The organism is Nigerium massiliense, assembly GCF_000826085.1.
Lineage (GTDB): Bacteria > Actinomycetota > Actinomycetes > Propionibacteriales > Propionibacteriaceae > Propioniciclava > Propioniciclava massiliense.
In genome coordinates this window covers 657,138-674,243 of the sequence record NZ_CCYM01000003.1, presented here as the reverse complement: position 1 = coordinate 674,243, position 17,106 = coordinate 657,138, and the positions used below count along the sequence as shown (strand labels likewise).

Annotated in this window: 14 protein-coding genes; 11 read left to right on the top strand and 3 right to left on the bottom strand. The window is 70.8% G+C overall.

Going from position 1 to position 17,106, the window contains the following annotated elements; genetic code table 11:
* Positions 1 to 57 precede the first annotated feature (57 nt).
* From BN1187_RS09550 to ybeY, 4 genes are all read left to right on the top strand, one after another.
* Positions 58 to 507, top strand: coding sequence for a DUF5709 domain-containing protein (locus tag BN1187_RS09550; protein WP_040161180.1), 450 nt, complete (start codon positions 58 to 60; stop codon positions 505 to 507).
* Positions 504 to 1,508 carry a prolyl aminopeptidase gene (gene pip / locus BN1187_RS09545; protein WP_390620219.1) on the top strand — a complete coding sequence of 335 codons (1,005 nt, stop codon included), beginning with the start codon at positions 504 to 506 and terminating at the stop codon, positions 1,506 to 1,508. Before BN1187_RS09550 ends, pip begins: the two co-directional genes overlap by 4 nt.
* A gap of 108 nt (positions 1,509 to 1,616) precedes the next feature.
* Positions 1,617 to 2,570: a PhoH family protein gene (locus BN1187_RS09540; RefSeq protein ID WP_072042035.1), complete on the top strand. Its 954-nt coding sequence runs from the start codon at positions 1,617 to 1,619 to the stop codon at positions 2,568 to 2,570.
* On the top strand, positions 2,567 to 3,019 hold the full coding sequence (gene ybeY, locus BN1187_RS09535) for an rRNA maturation RNase YbeY (protein WP_040161175.1): 453 nt from the start codon (positions 2,567 to 2,569) through the stop codon (positions 3,017 to 3,019). The genes BN1187_RS09540 and ybeY overlap by 4 nt, the downstream gene beginning before the upstream one ends.
* Positions 3,020 to 3,040: 21 nt before the next feature.
* Here the strand turns inward: ybeY and BN1187_RS14335 are convergent, their stop codons facing one another.
* Complete coding sequence (locus tag BN1187_RS14335) at positions 3,041 to 3,715, bottom strand: hypothetical protein (RefSeq protein WP_157754767.1); 675 nt, start codon at positions 3,713 to 3,715, stop codon at positions 3,041 to 3,043.
* A gap of 118 nt (positions 3,716 to 3,833) precedes the next feature.
* Between BN1187_RS14335 and BN1187_RS09520 the strand changes: the two genes are divergently transcribed.
* The 5 genes from BN1187_RS09520 (at position 3,834) to BN1187_RS09500 (ending at position 12,020) form a co-directional block, all read left to right on the top strand.
* Complete coding sequence (locus tag BN1187_RS09520) at positions 3,834 to 5,210, top strand: hemolysin family protein (RefSeq protein ID WP_052462759.1); 1,377 nt, start codon at positions 3,834 to 3,836, stop codon at positions 5,208 to 5,210.
* Positions 5,207 to 6,148: a GTPase Era gene (gene era, locus BN1187_RS09515; RefSeq protein WP_040161166.1), complete on the top strand. Its 942-nt coding sequence runs from the start codon at positions 5,207 to 5,209 to the stop codon at positions 6,146 to 6,148. Before BN1187_RS09520 ends, era begins: the two co-directional genes overlap by 4 nt.
* Complete coding sequence (locus BN1187_RS09510) at positions 6,148 to 7,398, top strand: FUSC family protein (protein ID WP_040161163.1); 1,251 nt, start codon at positions 6,148 to 6,150, stop codon at positions 7,396 to 7,398. Before era ends, BN1187_RS09510 begins: the two co-directional genes overlap by 1 nt.
* A 206-nt stretch (positions 7,399 to 7,604) precedes the next feature.
* Positions 7,605 to 9,374 carry a 2-isopropylmalate synthase gene (gene leuA / locus BN1187_RS09505; protein WP_040161159.1) on the top strand — a complete coding sequence of 590 codons (1,770 nt, stop codon included), beginning with the start codon at positions 7,605 to 7,607 and terminating at the stop codon, positions 9,372 to 9,374.
* A 117-nt stretch (positions 9,375 to 9,491) separates the two neighbouring features.
* A complete protein-coding gene (locus tag BN1187_RS09500) occupies positions 9,492 to 12,020 on the top strand; it encodes a PEP/pyruvate-binding domain-containing protein (protein ID WP_218184632.1) in 2,529 nt (842 codons plus the stop codon).
* 44 nt (positions 12,021 to 12,064) lie between these two features.
* Here the strand turns inward: BN1187_RS09500 and BN1187_RS09495 are convergent, their stop codons facing one another.
* Positions 12,065 to 13,186, bottom strand: coding sequence for an FUSC family protein (locus tag BN1187_RS09495; protein WP_052462566.1), 1,122 nt, complete (start codon positions 13,184 to 13,186; stop codon positions 12,065 to 12,067).
* A gap of 131 nt (positions 13,187 to 13,317) precedes the next feature.
* Between BN1187_RS09495 and argG the strand changes: the two genes are divergently transcribed.
* Together argG and BN1187_RS09485 are read left to right on the top strand one after the other, a co-directional pair.
* Positions 13,318 to 14,739, top strand: coding sequence for an argininosuccinate synthase (argG, locus tag BN1187_RS09490; protein WP_040161154.1), 1,422 nt, complete (start codon positions 13,318 to 13,320; stop codon positions 14,737 to 14,739).
* 11 nt (positions 14,740 to 14,750) lie between these two features.
* Entirely contained in the window at positions 14,751 to 16,184 is a 1,434-nt protein-coding gene (locus BN1187_RS09485; protein ID WP_040161152.1) for an MFS transporter, read from the top strand.
* A gap of 1 nt (position 16,185) precedes the next feature.
* Here BN1187_RS09485 and mshB read toward each other — a convergent pair whose 3' ends face one another.
* On the bottom strand, positions 16,186 to 17,085 hold the full coding sequence (gene mshB, locus BN1187_RS09480) for an N-acetyl-1-D-myo-inositol-2-amino-2-deoxy-alpha-D-glucopyranoside deacetylase (RefSeq protein ID WP_040161149.1): 900 nt from the start codon (positions 17,083 to 17,085) through the stop codon (positions 16,186 to 16,188).
* Positions 17,086 to 17,106 lie beyond the last annotated feature (21 nt).

Sequence of the window (17,106 nt, the reverse complement as noted above, 5' to 3'; positions counted from 1 at the left end):
GGTGGACGTTCGCCGCGTCCGGCTGCCGGAGTTGCGCGGACGTGGCAGCATGACGGCATGGCGGACATCGACGATCTCGACAACATCGACGCAGAAGGCGCTGGCGACGACAACCTTGACCAACTGCAGCCCGAGGACACCCTGGTCAGCCGGGGTGTCGACGACGTGCTCGACGAGGGCTACGTGGCCCCCGACAACTGGTCGCCGGGCCAGGGCTTCGGGAACACCCCCAACGAGATGCGCCGCGGCGAGACGATCGAGCAGCGCACGGAGCAGGAGCAGCCCGAGGTCGTCAAGGAGCACGTCCCGTGGAACCCGGCCGGCGAGGACCGCCAGGTCGGCGACAAGCGCGCCGGGCGCCTCGTGGACGTCAACGGCGGTCAGGGCGTCGACAACGAGAGCGAGAGCATCGGCCGGGACGTCGGCATCGACGGTGGCGCGGCGTCCGCGGAGGAAGCCGCGATGCACATCATCGACTGGGACGACAAGGAAGACCCGGACGCGTGAGCCTGCCGACCCCTCCGGCACCGCAGGAGGTCCCCGAGGCTGAGCTGCGCCCGCTGTACCCCCACATCGAGCCTTATCGCACCGGCATGCTGGACGTCGGCGACGGCCACCGCCTGTACTGGGAGGAGTGCGGCAACCCCGACGGCAAGCCCGCCGTGTTCGTCCACGGTGGCCCCGGCGGCGGCTGCGGCGCCAACGCCCGCCGGTTCTTCGACCCCGCGCGCTACCGCATCGTCCTGATCGATCAGCGCAGCTGCGGACGCAGCCTCCCGCACGCCTCGGAGCCCGCTTGCGACCTGAGCACCAACACCACCTGGGACCTCGTCGCCGATCTCGAACGCCTGCGCGCCGACCGCGGAATCGAGAAGTGGCTCGTGTTCGGCGGATCGTGGGGGAGCGCGCTGTCGCTGGCCTACGCCGAGAAGCACCCCGAGGCCGTCAGCGAGCTGGTGCTGCGCGGCATCTTCACCCTGCGCCGCAGCGAGCTCGATTGGTACTACAACGGCGGCGCCGGCAATGTCGCGCCGGCGTGGCGGGAGCGGTTCCTCGAGCCGCTGGGTGGGTCCTCGTTCGACGGCGACGCCATCGCGGCGTATCACGAGCTGCTGAGCAACCCCGACCCGGACGTCCACGGCCCCGCCGGCGTCGCCTGGACGACCTGGGAGGGCGCGACCTGCACCCTGCGCTACAGCCCCGAGATCGTGGAGTCGTACTCCGACCCCGCGTTCGCGATCGCTTTCGCCCGCATCGAGAACCACTACTTCGTCAACGGGGGATGGTTCCGCGAGGGCCAGCTCATCGCCGACGTGGACGCCATCCGCGCCATTCCGGCGGTGATCGTGCAGGGGTGCTACGACCTCGCCTGTCCCGCCGTGACCGCCCACGACCTGCACCGTGCCTGGCCCGAGGCCGAGTACCGGCTGATGTTCGCCGGGCATTCCGCCTTCGAGCCGCAGATCACGCACGCGCTGATCGAGGCCACGGACGCCTTCGCCGGCTAGGGGCGGCGGAAGCAATCGGCGTCCCGGCGCGTTAGATTGGACGGACTTCTTCGAGGAGGAAACACCCTGACTACCACCAACACCGGCCCCGCGACCCGCCGCCTTGTCATGCCCGCGTCGATCCCGATGGTCTCGGTCCTGGGTCCCCGGGACGAGTTCCTCGCGATCATGGAGCGTGAGCTCGACGCCGAGGTTCACGTGCGAGGCAACGAGGTCACGTTCACCGGGAGCGCCGACGAGGTCGCCCGCGCGGCGGATGTGCTCACCGAACTCATCACCATCGTCCGGACCGGCCAGGGGCTCACGGCCGACGCCGTCGAGCGCGTGATCGGCATGACCGGCACGCCGGGCCAGCCGCATCCGGCCGAGGTGCTCACCCAGAACATTCTGTCGACGCGCGGCAAGACGATCCGGCCGAAGACGCTGAACCAGAAGCGCTACGTCGACGCGATCGACGAGCACACCGTGGTGTTCGGCATCGGCCCCGCCGGCACGGGCAAGACGTACCTCGCGATGGCGAAGGCCGTCCAGGCGCTGCAGGCCAAGGAGATCAACCGCATCATCCTGACGCGCCCGGCGATTGAGGCCGGCGAGCGGCTGGGCTTCCTGCCGGGCACGCTCAACGACAAGATCGACCCCTACCTGCGGCCGCTGTACGACGCGCTGCACGACATGGTCGACCCCGAGTCCGTCCCGAAGCTGCTCACCGCGGGCACCATCGAGGTCGCGCCGCTGGCCTACATGCGCGGGCGAACGCTCAACGACGCGTTCATCATCCTCGACGAGGCGCAGAACACGTCCATGGAGCAGATGAAGATGTTCCTCACCCGGCTCGGCTTCGGCTCGAAGATCGTCGTCACCGGCGACGTCACCCAGGTCGACCTCCCCGGCGGCATGAAGTCCGGCCTGCGCGAGGTGCAGGGCATCCTCGACGGCGTCGACGACATCGCGTTCTGCCAGCTCACGAACCGCGACGTCGTCCGGCACCGCCTGGTCGGCCGCATCGTGGACGCCTACGACCGCTACGAGTCCCGTCAACCCCAGCAGCGAGGACGCTCATGATCGACCTGAACAACGAGTCCGGCGAAGAAGTCGACGAGGAGCGCCTCGTCCGCCTCGGCCGATTCGTCCTGGACGAGTTGCGCATCCACCCCCAGTCGGACCTGTCGATCCTGCTGGTCGACGAGGGCACGATGACCGACTATCACGTCCGGTTCATGGACCTGCCCGGCCCGACCGACGTGCTGTCGTTCCCCATGGATGAGCTCCGCCCGCCGACCGACGACGAGGAGCCCCCGGAAGGGCTGCTCGGCGACGTCGTGCTCTGCCCGACGGTGACCGCCGCGCAGGCCGCGGAGAACAACCGGACCCCCGAGGGCGAGGCCGACTACCTGCTGGTGCACGGCATCCTGCACCTGCTCGGCTACGACCACGCCGAGGAGGACGAGAAGGCGGTCATGTTCGGCCTGAACGACCGCCTCTTCGCCGCCTGGAACGCCCGCAACCGCTGACGCCGGGAACGAACGCCGCCCTCAGCGGACGGTGAGCCCGGCGAGAACGCGGGTCAGCACGGCGTCGTCGCGCGCGATGGACTCGGCCATGTGCGTCACGCGGTACAGGCGCCCGCCCTTGACGAAGGCGTAGGTCACCGAGGAAAGCTCGCCCTCGCCGCAGGCGATGCCCTGGGCGCGGACGCCCGCGATCGTGCGCGGGTTCGCGGGCATCCCGGCCGGGCACTCGCTCTGCAGCGCGGTGTCGAGGTCCTTCTTCGCGTCCGCGGCGCTCTTCCCGGCGGTCTTGGACGCCTCGACCCGCACGAACTGCATCGCGCCGTCGGCGCCCTTGCGGATCTGCGCGCGCCACTGCTCGCCGTCGTCGGACTGGCTGGTGTCGAGACGCCAGCCCTGGGGGACGTCCAGAGTGAACGCGGGCTTCGTCACCGCCGAGTTGGGCCGCTTCGTCGTGGTGGGCGCCGCCGAGGTCGGTGAGACCGTCGCGGGGGCCGAGGACGTGGGCACCGGCGTCGTGGTTGCGGTCGGGGTCTGGGTGGCCGTGGGGGCGGCGCTGAGCGTCGGGGTGACCGGCTGCGACGGCGACGTCACGGCGGGCGTCTCGGTCGCGGAGGGGGAGACGGTCGCCGTCGTCGACTGGCAGGCGGCGAGAAGGGGGAGGGCCAGGAGGGCCGAGGCGGCCTTGGGGAGTTGCATGCCTCCAGGTTAAGCGACGTGGCGTCCCGCGCGGGGGACGCCCGCCGCGGCATGTCCGCTCCGAGCGGTAGGGTGGGCGGCGATTATCACCGCTTCACGAAAGTCCCGGATGCTCCCCCTGACCCAAGACAACTGGATCCAGCTCGGCGTCGCCCTGCTGTGCGTGATCCTGGCCGGCCTGCTCACCGCGGTGGACGCGGCGGTGGCCTCGTTCAGCAAGTCGAGGGCCGAGAACCTGGTGAAGGAGGGCGCCAAGGGCGCCCCCAAGCTGCTCCAGATCACCCAAGACCCCGCGCCCGCCACGAACGCGCTGATGTTCGTCCGTGTCCTGCTCGAGGTCTCCGCGATCGTGCTCGTCACCGCCGTGGTGTTCCAGCACCTCGGCCTGACGCCGCTCGGCGTCACGGTCGCGATCGCGTCGATGCTGCTCGTTTCGTTCATCGCGCTGGGCGTCGCGCCGCGCACCGTCGGCCGCCAGCAGGCGGACACGGTGGCGCTGCGGGCCGCCGGCCCTCTCACGCTCCTCACCACGGTCTTCGGGCCGATCTCGAAGCTGATGATCCTCATCGGCAACGCGCTCACCCCGGGCAAGGGGTTCAGCGACGGGCCGTTCACGTCCGAGGCCGAGCTCCGCGAGATGGTCGACATCGCCGAGGCGTCCGACCTGATCGAGGCCGGCGAGCGCAAGATGATCCACTCGGTGTTCGAGCTCGGCGACACGATCGTCAAGGAAGTCATGGTGCCCCGCACCGAGATGGTCTACATCGAGGCGGGAAAGTCGTTGCGGCAAGGGCTGTCGCTGGCGCTGCGCTCGGGGTTCAGCCGCATCCCCGTGATCGGCGAGGACGTCGACGACGTGCTCGGCATCCTCTACCTCAAGGACGTCATCCGCCGCAGCTACGACAACCCGCGCTCCCAGTCGGACGAGAACGTCGAGTCGCTGATGCGCAAGCCCACGTTCTGCCCCGACTCCAAGCCGGTGGACGCCCTGCTGCGCGAGATGCAGCTCACCCGTAGCCACGTCGTCATCGTCATCGACGAGTTCGGCGGCACCGCGGGCCTGGCCACCATCGAGGACATCCTCGAGGAGATCGTGGGCGAGATCGTCGACGAGTACGACGTCGAGATCGCCCCGGTCACCGAGCTGGCCGACGGCCGCTTCCGTGTCTCGTCGCGCCTCTCGCTGGACGACCTCGGCGAGCTGTTCGGCCTGGACGTCGACGACGAGGACGTCGAGACCGTGCTGGGCCTCATGGCCAAGGAGCTCAACAAGATCCCCATCCCCGGCTCCATCGTGGAGTGGGAGGGCATCGAGCTCGTCGCCGAGCGCGCGTCCGGGCGCCGGCATTCGATCCAGACCGTCCTGGCCGGGCGCATCCCCGAGGAGGGCGCCGACCCGGCCGACGCGGGCGTGGACGCCACCGTCGAGCTGGCCGCCGAATCGGCGGCGCGCGCGCAGGCGTCCCGAACGAGTGGGGGAGCCACCCGAGCATGACCGTCAGCTCTGCCGTCCCCGAGGGCTTCCGCTCGGGCTTCGCCTGCTTCGTCGGACGTCCCAACGCCGGCAAGTCGACCCTGACGAACGCGATCGTCGGGGAGAAGATCGCGATCACCTCGTCGAAGCCGCAGACGACCCGGCACGTCATCCGCGGCATCCTGTCCCGCCCGGACGCCCAGCTCGTCCTCGTCGACACGCCCGGGCTGCACCGGCCGCGCACCCTGCTCGGCGAGCGGCTGAACGACCTCGTCCACGAGACCTGGGCCGAGGTGGACGTCATCGGCGTCTGCCTGCCCGCCAGCCAGCGCATCGGCCCGGGCGACACCTATCTCGTCCGCGAGATCGCCGCGCTGCCGAAGCGTCCGAAGCTCGTCGCGCTGGCGACGAAGTCCGACCTCGTCGCCCCCCAGCGCATGGCCGAGCACCTGCTGCGCATCCAGGCGCTGGAGGAGGAGCTCGGCATCCGCTGGGAGTCGATCATCCCGGTCTCCGCGGTGACCGACGACCAGGTGGACGTGGTGACGTCCGAGATCGTGAAGCTGCTGCCCGAGGGCCCGCCGCTGTATCCCGAGGAGACCATTACCGACGAGTCGGACGAGACCCGCATCGCCGAGCTGATCCGCGAGGCCGCTCTGGAGGGCGTCCGCGACGAGCTGCCGCATTCCATCGCGGTGACGATCGACGAGATGGTGCTGCGCGAGGGACGCCCCGAGGACAAGCCGCTCATGGACATCTTCGCCTCGATCGTCGTCGAGCGGGACTCCCAGAAGGGCATCATCATCGGCCACCGCGGCGAGCGGCTGCGTCAGGTCGGCCAGGACGCCCGGCTGCAGATCAACGAGTTGCTCGGCATGCCGACCTACCTGGCCCTGAAGGTGAAGGTCATGAAGGATTGGCAGCGCGACGCCAAGCAGCTGAACCGGCTGGGGTTCTGATGGCCCAGGCCGCCGCCTCCTGGAGGGGACGGGTCGAGACGCTGCTCACCCGGATGCACCTGCGCCGCCAGGCCGCGTTCCTGCGGGCGCGGCTGCGCCAAGGCGTCCGGCGGGCCCGCGGCTCGTTCATCCCGATCGTGCAGGCGGCGCTCGGCGCCGCGGCGTCCTGGTTCATCGCTCACGATCTGTTCGGCCAGCCCGCGCCGGTGTTCGCGCCCATCGCGACCTGGGTGTGCCTGGGCTTCAGCGAGAACCGCGAGCCGCGCAAGGTGGCCGAGCTCGGCGTCGGCGCCACGCTCGGGGTCGCCATCGGTGAGCTGTTCATCATGGGCCTGGGCGCCGGCTGGTGGCAGCTGGCGCTGGTGCTGTTCGTCGGCGGCCTGGTGGGACGCCTGCTCGACCGGGGCGTCCTGTTCACCATGCAGGTGGGCGTCAACAGCATGGTCGTGGTGGGCATGTCGGTGATCCAGGTGGTCGGCAGCAACCCCGGGATGCGCTGGCTGGACGCGTTGTCGGGGGCGCTGGTCGCGTTCATCATCACCGTCCTGCTGCCGCGGCACCCCCTGCGCCGTCCCCTGCGGTATGCGTCCTCGGCGATGGACGAGGTGGCCAAGACGATCGACCTCATGGCCGGCGCGTTGGGTGCCGGGGACGTCGAGCGGCTCAACGATCTGCAGGGCCAGCTCAGCGCCGTCCATCGCATCAGCGGCGACTGGGAGGCCGCGCTGCGGACGGCGCGCGAGGTCGTCCGGCTCAACCCGATGCTGCGCAAGGAACGGCTCGACCTGGCCGAGCTCGACCGGCTGTTCCAGCTGTCCCGGCGGACGGTGGCGACCCTGGACATCCTCGCGCGGCAGTCGTTGGGCTTCACCGAGCAGGTGGGGTCGATGCCGACGCTCGTCTCCGAGCTGCTGGTCGACGCCGCGAGAGGGGCCGACCTGCTGGCCGACGCCGTTCGGGAGTGGAGGCCGCCGGAGGAGGCCCGCGAGATCCTGCGGGCCACGACGCGCCGCGCCAAGCCGGCGGTGGTGGGCGACGAGGATTGGCGCCCGTCCTCGCTGATGTCGCTGGTGCGCGCCCTGCTGGTCGACCTGCTGCAGCTCACGGGGCTGTCGAAGCAGGAGGCCCGTGCCGAGCTCCCCGACACCGGCGGCATCCCGTTCGCCGTCGACATCGAGGAGCGAAGCGTCGATGACGCGTCGCCGCTGTGGGTGGCCGAACAGGTGCGCCGCCAGGCCGAGGACAACTGAGCCGTCCACGTTGTGACCGTCGGCGGCTGCGGCGGGGGAGGACGTGTGTACAGTGACGCGCATGGCTTGGGCGAACCTGCTTCTTGGTCGCCGCAGCGAGGCCTAGACGCTCCGCCACCCGGCGTTGAGCGGCTCGATCAGGCTTCCTCGCTGCGGAGTTCCGTCGTGCCTGGCATCTCCATCCATTCTGTTGAGGAAGAACGATCATGACCACCACCGTCAGCCAATTCGGAACGCGCGCCCAGCAGGGGACGCCGGTTCAGCAGCCCAGCCCCATGCCGTACCACCGCTATGTGCCCTTCGAGCCCATCTCGCTGCCCGACCGCACCTGGCCCGACCAGAAGATCACCCACGCGCCGCGCTGGTCGTCCACCGACCTGCGCGACGGCAACCAAGCCCTCATCGACCCGATGACGCCGGCCCGCAAGCTGCGGATGTTCGAGCTGCTGGTGTCGATGGGGTACAAGGAGATCGAGATCGGGTTCCCGTCCGCCTCGCAGACCGACTTCCAGTTCGTCCGCAAGCTGATCGAGGAAGACCGCATCCCCGACGACGTGCAGGTGTCCGTGCTGACCCAGGCCCGTGAGGACCTGATCGCCCGCACCGCCGAGTCGCTGGTCGGCGCCAAGCGGGCCAACATCCACATGTATAACGCGACGGCCGAGCTGTTCCGCCGGGTCGTGTTCGGCGTGGACGAGGCCCAGTGCATCGCGATGGCCACGCGCGGCACCGAGATGGTGATGAAGTACGCCGAGCAGTACCTGGGCGACGTCGAGTTCGGCTACCAGTACAGCCCGGAGATCTTCACCCAGACCCCGACCGACTTCGCGATCGAGATCTGCAACGCGGTGATGGACGTCTGGCAGCCGGCCGAGGGCCGCGAGATCATCCTGAACCTGCCGGCCACCGTCGAGCGGTCGACGCCGAACACCTATGCCGACCAGATCGAGTACTTCGGCCGCCACATCAACAACCGCGAGAACGTCGTGATCTCGCTGCACCCGCACAACGACCGGGGCACCGCGGTCGCCGCGACCGAGCTGGCCATGATGGCCGGGGCCGACCGCGTCGAGGGCTGCCTGTTCGGGCACGGCGAGCGCACCGGCAACGTCGACCTGGTGACCTTGGGGCTGAACCTGTTCAGCCAGGGCATCGACCCGAAGATCGACTTCTCCCGCATCGACGAGATCCGCCGCACCGTCGAGTACTGCACCGGCCTGCCCGTCCCGGCGCGCCAGCCCTACGCCGGCGACCTGGTCTACACCGCCTTCTCGGGCTCGCATCAGGACGCGATCAAGAAGGGGCTCGAGGCGCTGGACAAGCAGGCCGCGGCCGAGGGCAAGGACGTCCACGAGATCGAGTGGGAGGCCCCGTACCTGCCGATCGATCCGTTCGACGTCGGCCGCACCTACGAGGCCGTCATCCGCGTGAACAGCCAGTCCGGCAAGGGCGGCATGGCGTACCTGATGAAGTCCGAGCACAAGCTGGACCTGCCGCGACGCCTGCAGATCGAGTTCAGCCGCGTCGTGCAGGAGTACTCCGACACCGAGGGCGGCGAGGTCACGGCCGACCAGATCTGGGCGATCTTCGAGAAGGAGTACCTCTCCCGCAAGGAGCCGCTGCAGCTGGTCAAGTACAGCTCGCAGTCGTCCGACGCGGGCTACACGGTCGACTCGAAGGTCGTGTACGAGGGACGCGAGCGCGAGGCGTCCGGCGAGGGCAATGGCCCGCTGGCCGCGTTCGTCGACGCGCTCTCGTCGCTGGGCATCCAGATCCGGGTGCTGGACTACGCGGAGCATGCGATGAGCGAGGGCGTGGACACGCTGGCCGTCGCCTACGTCGAGTGTGAGATCGGCACCGAGGACGACTCGCAGGTGCTGTGGGGCGTCGCCCGGCACGAGTCGATCATCGAGGCGTCCATGCGCGCGGTGGTCAATGCCGTCAACCGCTCCCGCGCCCGCGCCGACCAGGACTGATCGCCGCCGACCGGCCGAACACGTCAGCCCCGGTGCCGCCCGTCGCGGCGTCGGGGCTGTCGTTTCCCCCCGCCGATTCGGGCGCCGGCGCAGGCGTCCGGGAGCACAATGGTCGCCGTGAGCATCACTGTGGAGCTGTCCGCCCTGCGCCGCGGCGACCGTGCCGTCGCCGGCGGAAAGGGAGCCAACCTGGGCGAGCTGGTGGCCGGAGGGTTCGACGTCCCGCCCGGCTTCGTCGTCACGACGGACGCCTACCACCGCTTCGTCACCGAGGCCGGCATCGCCGACCAGATCGTCCGCGCCGCCACCGACTGGGAGCCCGCCGAGGCGGAACGGCTCGCCTCCCGGCTGATCGAGGACGCTCCGCTGCCCGCTGAACTCGAGGACGCCATCGCCGCCGCCTACCGTGCGCTGGGGGACGCCGTCCCCGTCGCGGTCCGCTCGTCCGCCACGGCCGAGGATCTCGGCGCGGCCAGCTTCGCGGGCCAGCAAGAGTCGTTCCTCAACGTCCGCGGCGAGGAGGCGCTGGTCGACGCGGTGCGCCGCTGCTGGGCCTCGGTGTGGGGTGAGCGGGCGATCGAGTACCGCCGGCACGCCGGCGTCGCGGCGTCGGACGTCGCGATGGCGGTCGTCGTGCAGCAGATGGTCGACGCGGATGCTTCCGGGGTGATGTTCACCGCCAACCCCGACAACGGGCGCCTCGAGCAGGTCGTCATCAACGCCGCGTTCGGGCTGGGGGAGTCGGTGGTCGGCGGTTCGGTCACCCCCGACACGCTGGTCGTCGAGCCCGCCGCGGGGCGCGTCGTCGGGCGCAGCACCGCCACCAAGTCCGTCTGGACGCGCCCGCTGGCGTCCGGGACCGTGGAGGAACCCCTCGCGGAGGACCGGCGGGGCGCGGCCGTGTTGAGTGACGACGAGGCGCTCGAGCTGGCCGGGCTGGGCGTCCGGGTGCAGGAGCACGCCGGCGCCCCGCAGGACATCGAATGGGCCCGGGCCGCGGGGCGGTTCTGGCTCGTGCAGAGCCGCCCGATCACGTCGCTGCCGCCGCGGGTCGGGGACGTCCCCACGCAGTGGCCGATCGACGACCCCAGCGGGCTGTACGCGCGGGCGAGCATCATCGAGCAGCTGCCCGACCCCCTCTCGCCGCTGTTCGCCGACCTGGCGCCGTCGTCCGTCATCGGCGCCCTGGAGTCGCTGTTCAGCACGCTCGGCGGCGGCGAGAAGTACGAGGGCGGCGGCTTCCCGATCATCAACGGCTACCCGTACTACTACTACCCGCGCCGGCTGCTCCTGAAGCTGCTGCGCAGGACGCCCGTGATGCTCGGGATGCTGGCGGGCCGCCGTAAGCGGTTCGACCCCGCGCAGAACTGGCGGGAGAAGGCACTGCCGGAGTATCGCTTCATCTCGTCGGCGTGGGCGGGGCGCGACCTGGCGGCGGTGCCGACGGCGGAGCTGATCGACGGGCTGCGCGACCTGTTGGACGCCGGCTGCCGCTACTACACGGCGGTGCAGACGGTGATGCCGTTCGTGTCGATGAACGACGTCCTGTTCGAGAACGCCTACACCAGGTTGGCGCGGCGGCCCGGGGACCCGGAGGCGACGACGTTCCTGGTGGGGTTCGATTCCGAGCCGATCCGCGCCGACAAGGCGCTGCACGACCTGGCGACATGGGTGCGGGCCCAGCCGGCGCTGGCGAACGCCCTGCGGGCGGGCGGGTCGCTGGACGGAGTCCCCGGGGAGGTGCGTGAGGCCTGGCGACGGCGCCTGGACGCCTACCTCGCCGAGTTCGGGCACGCGACGGCGAACCTCGATTTCATGGCGCCCGTCCCGGCGGACGACCCGGTCCCGGTGCTGGACGGCGTCCGGTTCTACCTCGACTCGGACGCCGACCCTGCCGCCCGGCAGCGGCGCCTGGCCACGGCCCGCGAGGACGCGACCCGCGCCCTGCTCGCGCGCCTCGATCCGGCGCGCCGGGCGCTGCTGGGACGCCTCGTCCGCGCCGCCCAGCGCGACGCCCCGGTCCGCGAGGACGCCCTGGCCGCGCAAGGGCTCGCGTGGCCGGTCATGCGCCGCATCTGCCGCGAGCTCGGTCGGCGCTTGGTCGCGGGCCGGGTGATCGAGGCGGCGGACGACGTGTACTGGCTGCACGCCGACGAGCTGACCTCCACCGACGACCTGCGCGACCGCGTCGAGCAGCGCAAGGCAACGTGGCGCGGTCAGCGCCGGGCGACGCCTTCCCAGCTGCTGCCGGAGCAAGCCTGGCGCAGGTGGCTCGGCCGCTTCATGCCCGCCCGCCAGGACGCCGCGGCGGACGGCCCGATCCGCGGGACGGCGTCCAGCGGCGGACGCGTCACCGCGACGGCCCGGGTCGTCGGTGGCCCGGCGGACTTCGGCGCGCTCAACCCCGGCGAGGTGCTGGTCGCGGCGATCACGACCCCGGCGTACACGCCCTTGTTCGCCCGGGCCAGCGCGGTCGTCACCGACGTCGGGGGGCCGCTGTCGCACAGCTCGATCGTGGCCCGCGAGTACGGCATCCCGGCGGTGCTGGGCACCGCGGTCGCCACGAGCCGGATCCATTCCGGCGACACGGTCACGGTGGACGGCGAACGCGGGGTGGTGACGATCGACGGCGCCGCGGCCGGCTGAGCGGGGCGTGGGGGTTCGGCCCGCGTCCGCGAAGTCTGGCCGGTCTAGCTCTCGACCGGTTGCCGAACGGGGGCGTCCGGGGTGTCGACGTCCGCGACGGCCGCTCGCGCCTCGACGGCACGCCGGTGCCGCGCCCAGAAGTAGGTGACGGCCACCACGCACACGCCGACGACCACGCCGATCGCGGTCTCCAGGACGCGGGCCTGCAGCATCGGCACGACCGGCTGCGGGTTCGCCATCTGGATCATCAGCAGGGCGAGCGGCGTGATGAACACCAGGGCGAGCGCGTAGTTGCGCAGCACGTACAGCTCGGCGAGGAACTGCATGATCACCACCCACACGGCCAGCTGCCAGGCCTGGCTGGGGAACGACAGCAGGAACGCGGTGGTGACGATGCCCAGCGCCGAGCCGACGACGCGGTGCAGGCCGCGCTCGACCTGCGCCACCCGGCGGGGAGGCGAGAGCGGCACCACGGCCGCGATCTGCGCCCAGTAGGGGAACGGCAGCCCGGACGCCAGGCCGAGGACGCCCGCGATGGTCGCGGAGACGAAATAGCGGGCGAACTCCCCGGCGAGCTGGGCGCGCGTGTACGCGAGGTGCGCGCCCGAGGCGTCCATCCCGGGGTGCCGCTCGCCGAGGTAGTGACCGAGCAGGCCCATCAGCACGCACCAGCCGGCCGAGGCCCCGGCGACGGCCACCGCGACCCAGACCGGCGCGGCCGGGGGAGCGGCCGCGACCGCGGAGATGGCGAACAGGGGGAACAGCGCGCCGCCCGGTTTGATGCCGAGCGCGGTGATGCAGGTCGCGGACGCCCCGGCCACCAGCGCGCCGGCGAACAGCGCCGTCCAGCTCTCGACGGCCGGAGAGACGTGCTCGCCCCGCTGGGCCAGGAACGCGCCGATGCCGACGGTGCAGGTGAGCATGATCGCGACGAGACCCTGGCGGCGGAACCGCAGCGCGGTGGGCTCGTACCGGGAGTAGATGCCGGTGAACGCGCCGAAGCCGGCGTACATCGTCCACTGGGTGTGACCGGTCAGCAGCAGCACGGCGAGCGGGACGGCGAGGCCGATGGCGATGCGGAAGGCGGGAATGTGGTCGACGCGGGACGGCGCCAGGCGCGTCAGCCGGCGCACGAGGGTCACGGCATGCTGAGGGGGAAGGGTCACGTGTCCCCAACTTACCCGCGGCGGCGTCCTTCTCCCGAAACAGGTTGCCGGATTGCCAGCGTGCACCGGATCGCGCCTGGCCCGCTGAGATCGAGTGGGGCCGCGGCGTCCGGCTCACTAGAGTGGCCCCCATGCCCAAGGTGTTGATGAAGCTCCCCGTCGGGGAGAAGGTCGGTCTGGCCTTCTCCGGTGGTCTCGATACGTCCGTCGCCGTGGCGTGGATGCGTGAGCACGGGGCGATCCCGTGCACGTACACCGCCGACATCGGCCAGTACGACGAGCCCGACATCGACTCCGTCCCGGGCCGCGCCGAACAGTACGGCGCCGAGATCTCGCGGCTGGTCGACTGCACCGCCGAGCTCGTCAACGAGGGCCTGGTGGCGCTGGCGTGCGGCGCGTTCCACATCCGCTCCGCGGGGCGCACCTACTTCAACACCACCCCGCTCGGCCGCGCCGTGACCGGCACCATGCTGGTGCGCGCCATGCGGTCCGACGGCGTCAACGTCTGGGGCGACGGGTCCACCTACAAGGGCAACGACATCGAGAGGTTCTACCGCTACGGCCTGCTCGCCAACCCCGACCTGCGCATCTACAAGCCCTGGCTCGACGCGGACTTCGTCGAGGAGCTCGGCGGACGTCACGAGATGAGCGTCTGGCTGTCGGAGCGCAACCTGCCCTACCGCGACTCGGTCGAGAAGGCGTACTCGACGGACGCGAACATCTGGGGCGCCACGCACGAGGCCAAGGAGTTGGAGTACCTCGGCGTCGGCATGGACATCGTCGAGCCCATCATGGGGGTCGCGCACTACCGCGAGGACGTCGAGATCGCCACCGAAGAGGTCTCGGTCACGTTCGAGCAGGGCGTCCCGGTGCGCATCAACGAGGAGCTCTTCGACACCCCCGTCGAGCTGGTCCGGACGGCCAACGCGATCGGCGGGCGCCACGGCCTGGGCATGAGCGACGAGATCGAGAACCGCATCATCGAGGCGAAGAGCCGCGGCATCTACGAAGCGCCGGGCATGGCGCTGCTGCACATCGCCTACGAGCGGCTCGTCAACGCGATCCACAACGAGGACACCATCGCCGCCTACCACAACGAGGGCCGCAAGCTGGGCCGGCTGCTGTACGAGGGCCGCTGGCTCGACCCGCAGTCGCTGATGGTGCGCGAGTCGCTGCAGCGCTGGGTTGGCTCGGCCGTCACCGGCACGGTCACGCTGCGGCTGCGTCGCGGCGAGGACTACACCATCCTCGACACTGAGGGTCCGGCGCTGAGCTACCACCCCGAGAAGCTGTCGATGGAGCGGGTCGGGGACGCCGCGTTCGGCCCCGTCGACCGCATCGGCCAGCTCACCATGCGCAACCTGGACATCGCCGACACCCGCACCCGGCTCGAGTCGTACAGCCAGATCGGCCTCGTCGGCGGGGCCGTGTCGGAGCTGGTCGGCGAGCTGGAGCCCGGCGAGGGTCGCGCGATCACCGAGGGCGCCCGCGCCACCGACGAGGACATCGAGGCCGCGCAGAACTTCTCGGGCATGGAGTCCGGCACCGACTAGCATTCCCCCATGTGACCGACGAACCCCGATCCCGCGAAGACCCTGCGCCGCACCATCCCCGCAGGATGCTCGCGGTGCTGCTGACGCCGCTGTTCATGGCGCTGGTGGCGATGTCGGTGATCAACGTGGGGCTGCCCGCGATCCAGGAGTCGTTCGGCACGACGTCCACGGGCGTGCAGTGGACGATCTCCGGCTACACGCTGGCGTTCGCGCTGCTCCTGGTCCCCGCCGGGCGCATCGGGGACGCCTCCGGGCGCCGACGCATGCTCATCATCGGCGTCGCCGTCTTCACGGTGGGCTCGTTGCTCAGCGCGGTCGCCCCGACCATCGACGTGCTGAACCTCGCCCGCGTCCTGCAGGGCGTCGGGTCGGGCTTGCTGAACCCGCAGAGCGTCGGGATCATCCAGCAGAACTTCGTGGGGCAGGCGCGGGCGAAAGCGTTCGCGCTGTTCGGCACCACCGTCGCTCTGGCCACCGCGATCGGCCCGGTCATCGGCGGCCTGCTCATCCAGGTCTTCGGTCCCGAGACGGGCTGGCGGTTGATGTTCGGCATGAACGTGCCGCTGGGCGTGTTGACCGTCGTGCTGGCGTTCCTCTGGCTTCCGGACGACCGGGCGCGCTCGGGGACGAGGATCGACCTCGATCCGGTCGGCGTCGTCCTGCTGTCGGTGGGGCTGGTGTCGATGATGCTGCCGTTCCTGGAACGCGGACGATCGCCACTCCTGTGGCTGCAGCTGCCGCTCGGCCTGGCGATCGTCGCGGTCTGGGTCTGGTGGGAGCGCCGCTACAAGCAGCGGGACCGGTCGCCGATGGTCGACATCGACATCTTCCGCAGCGAAGCGTTCCGCAACGGCATCATCATCGTCGGGGTCTACTTCGTCGGATCGACGAGCATCTGGATCGTCGTCCCGCTTTTCCTACAGACCCACCTCGGGCACACGCCGTTCGAGGCGGCGCTCGTGGGGCTGCCGGCGTCCCTGGCCGCGGCGGTCACGTCCCAGGTGGCCGGACGCTACGTCCTGCGGCTGGGACGCCGCCTCGTCATCGCGGGCTTCGCGACGGCCATCGCCGCGCTGGTCGGCACCGCCGCCCTCGCGCCCGCCGTCGAGCAGCACGCCCTGTCGTTCTGGTGGTTCGCCCTGCCGCTGACGCTGGTGGGCGCCAGCCAGGGCATGACGATCTCGCCGAACCAGACGCTGACGCTGAAGGCGGTCGACCCGCGCTACGGGGGCGTCGCCGGCGGCATCCTGCAGCTGGGCCAGCGCATCGGCGCGGCGATCGGCACCGCGCTGATCCCGGGCGTGCTGTTCTCGCTGACCGAGGGCGGCTTCGACTGGCTCGAGGCGTTCGTGATCGTCCTGGGCATCATCGCCGCGCTGGCGCTGGGGGCCCTGATCTTCTCCGCCCGAGACCGGGCGCGCGAACGCGCCGAGCAAGCGGGCTGAGTCAGCCGAGGTCGAGCCCGGCGAACAGGTCGTCGGCCGGGGCGTCCGACGGCGGGAACGGGATCCCCGCCACATAGAGGTACGCCTCGCCGGAGCCTTCCAGCTCACGCATGATCTGGAAGAACTGCCAGAAGTCCGCGTCCTCGCTGACCTGGCTGCGGTAGCTGAGCAGGGCCTGGGTGGCCTTGCTGAGGTTCTCGCCGTAGGGGACGACCGCCGCGATCGTGACGTCCTGGGGGCCGAGCCGCTTGACGTCCTCCTCGCTGAGGTCGCCGAAGACGTTCAGCCCGCGGTCGCGCGCCACGTAGTAGGCCTGCTCCCACAGCTTGGCGTTGTTGGTGCTCCACAGCACGCGCGGCACCTGCCACGGGTCGCCGAGGTCGGGGCGGTGCGCCGGGGCGCCCGCCAACGCCACCGCGTACATCGTGACGCGGTGCGCCTGGATGTGGTCGGGGTGGCCGTAGTTGCCGTTGGGGTCGTACGTGGACACCACGTGCGGGCGCCGGTCGCGGATCACCTCGACCAGGTGGTTCGCCGCCTCGAGCAGGTCGGCGTCCCAGAACGCGCCCTCGGGACGCTCCTGCTCGGGGACGACGTTGCCCTGCTCGTCGCGGGTCATGCCGGAATCGTGGTAGGCGCCGGCGCCGCCCAGCCACACGTGGTCGGTCACGCCGAGCACCGTCATGGCCTGCTCGAGCTCGCCGATGCGGTGCTGGCCGAGCTCGCTGGGGGAGAAGTTCTGCCACTCGGGGACGAGGATCTCGCCCATCTCGCCGAGGGTGCACGTCACGAGGGTGACCTGGGCGCCCTCGTCGACGTAGCGGGCCATGGTGCCGGCCGACTGGCTGGACTCGTCGTCGGGGTGGGCGTGCACGATCAACAGACGCTTGGTGTCAGTCACGATGCGCCAGCCTACAAGGCG

Excerpts from the sequence above, each read along its gene's own strand:
- BN1187_RS09550 (WP_040161180.1), top strand. The coding sequence starts at position 58 with ATGGCGGACATCGACGATCTCGACAACATCGACGCAGAAGGCGCTGGC.
- BN1187_RS09540 (WP_072042035.1), top strand. The coding sequence starts at position 1,617 with ATGCCCGCGTCGATCCCGATGGTCTCGGTCCTGGGTCCCCGGGACGAG.
- ybeY (WP_040161175.1), top strand. The coding sequence starts at position 2,567 with ATGATCGACCTGAACAACGAGTCCGGCGAAGAAGTCGACGAGGAGCGC.
- BN1187_RS14335 (WP_157754767.1), bottom strand. The coding sequence starts at position 3,715 with ATGCAACTCCCCAAGGCCGCCTCGGCCCTCCTGGCCCTCCCCCTTCTC.
- era (WP_040161166.1), top strand. The coding sequence starts at position 5,207 with ATGACCGTCAGCTCTGCCGTCCCCGAGGGCTTCCGCTCGGGCTTCGCC.
- BN1187_RS09510 (WP_040161163.1), top strand. The coding sequence starts at position 6,148 with ATGGCCCAGGCCGCCGCCTCCTGGAGGGGACGGGTCGAGACGCTGCTC.
- leuA (WP_040161159.1), top strand. The coding sequence starts at position 7,605 with ATGACCACCACCGTCAGCCAATTCGGAACGCGCGCCCAGCAGGGGACG.
- argG (WP_040161154.1), top strand. The coding sequence starts at position 13,318 with ATGCCCAAGGTGTTGATGAAGCTCCCCGTCGGGGAGAAGGTCGGTCTG.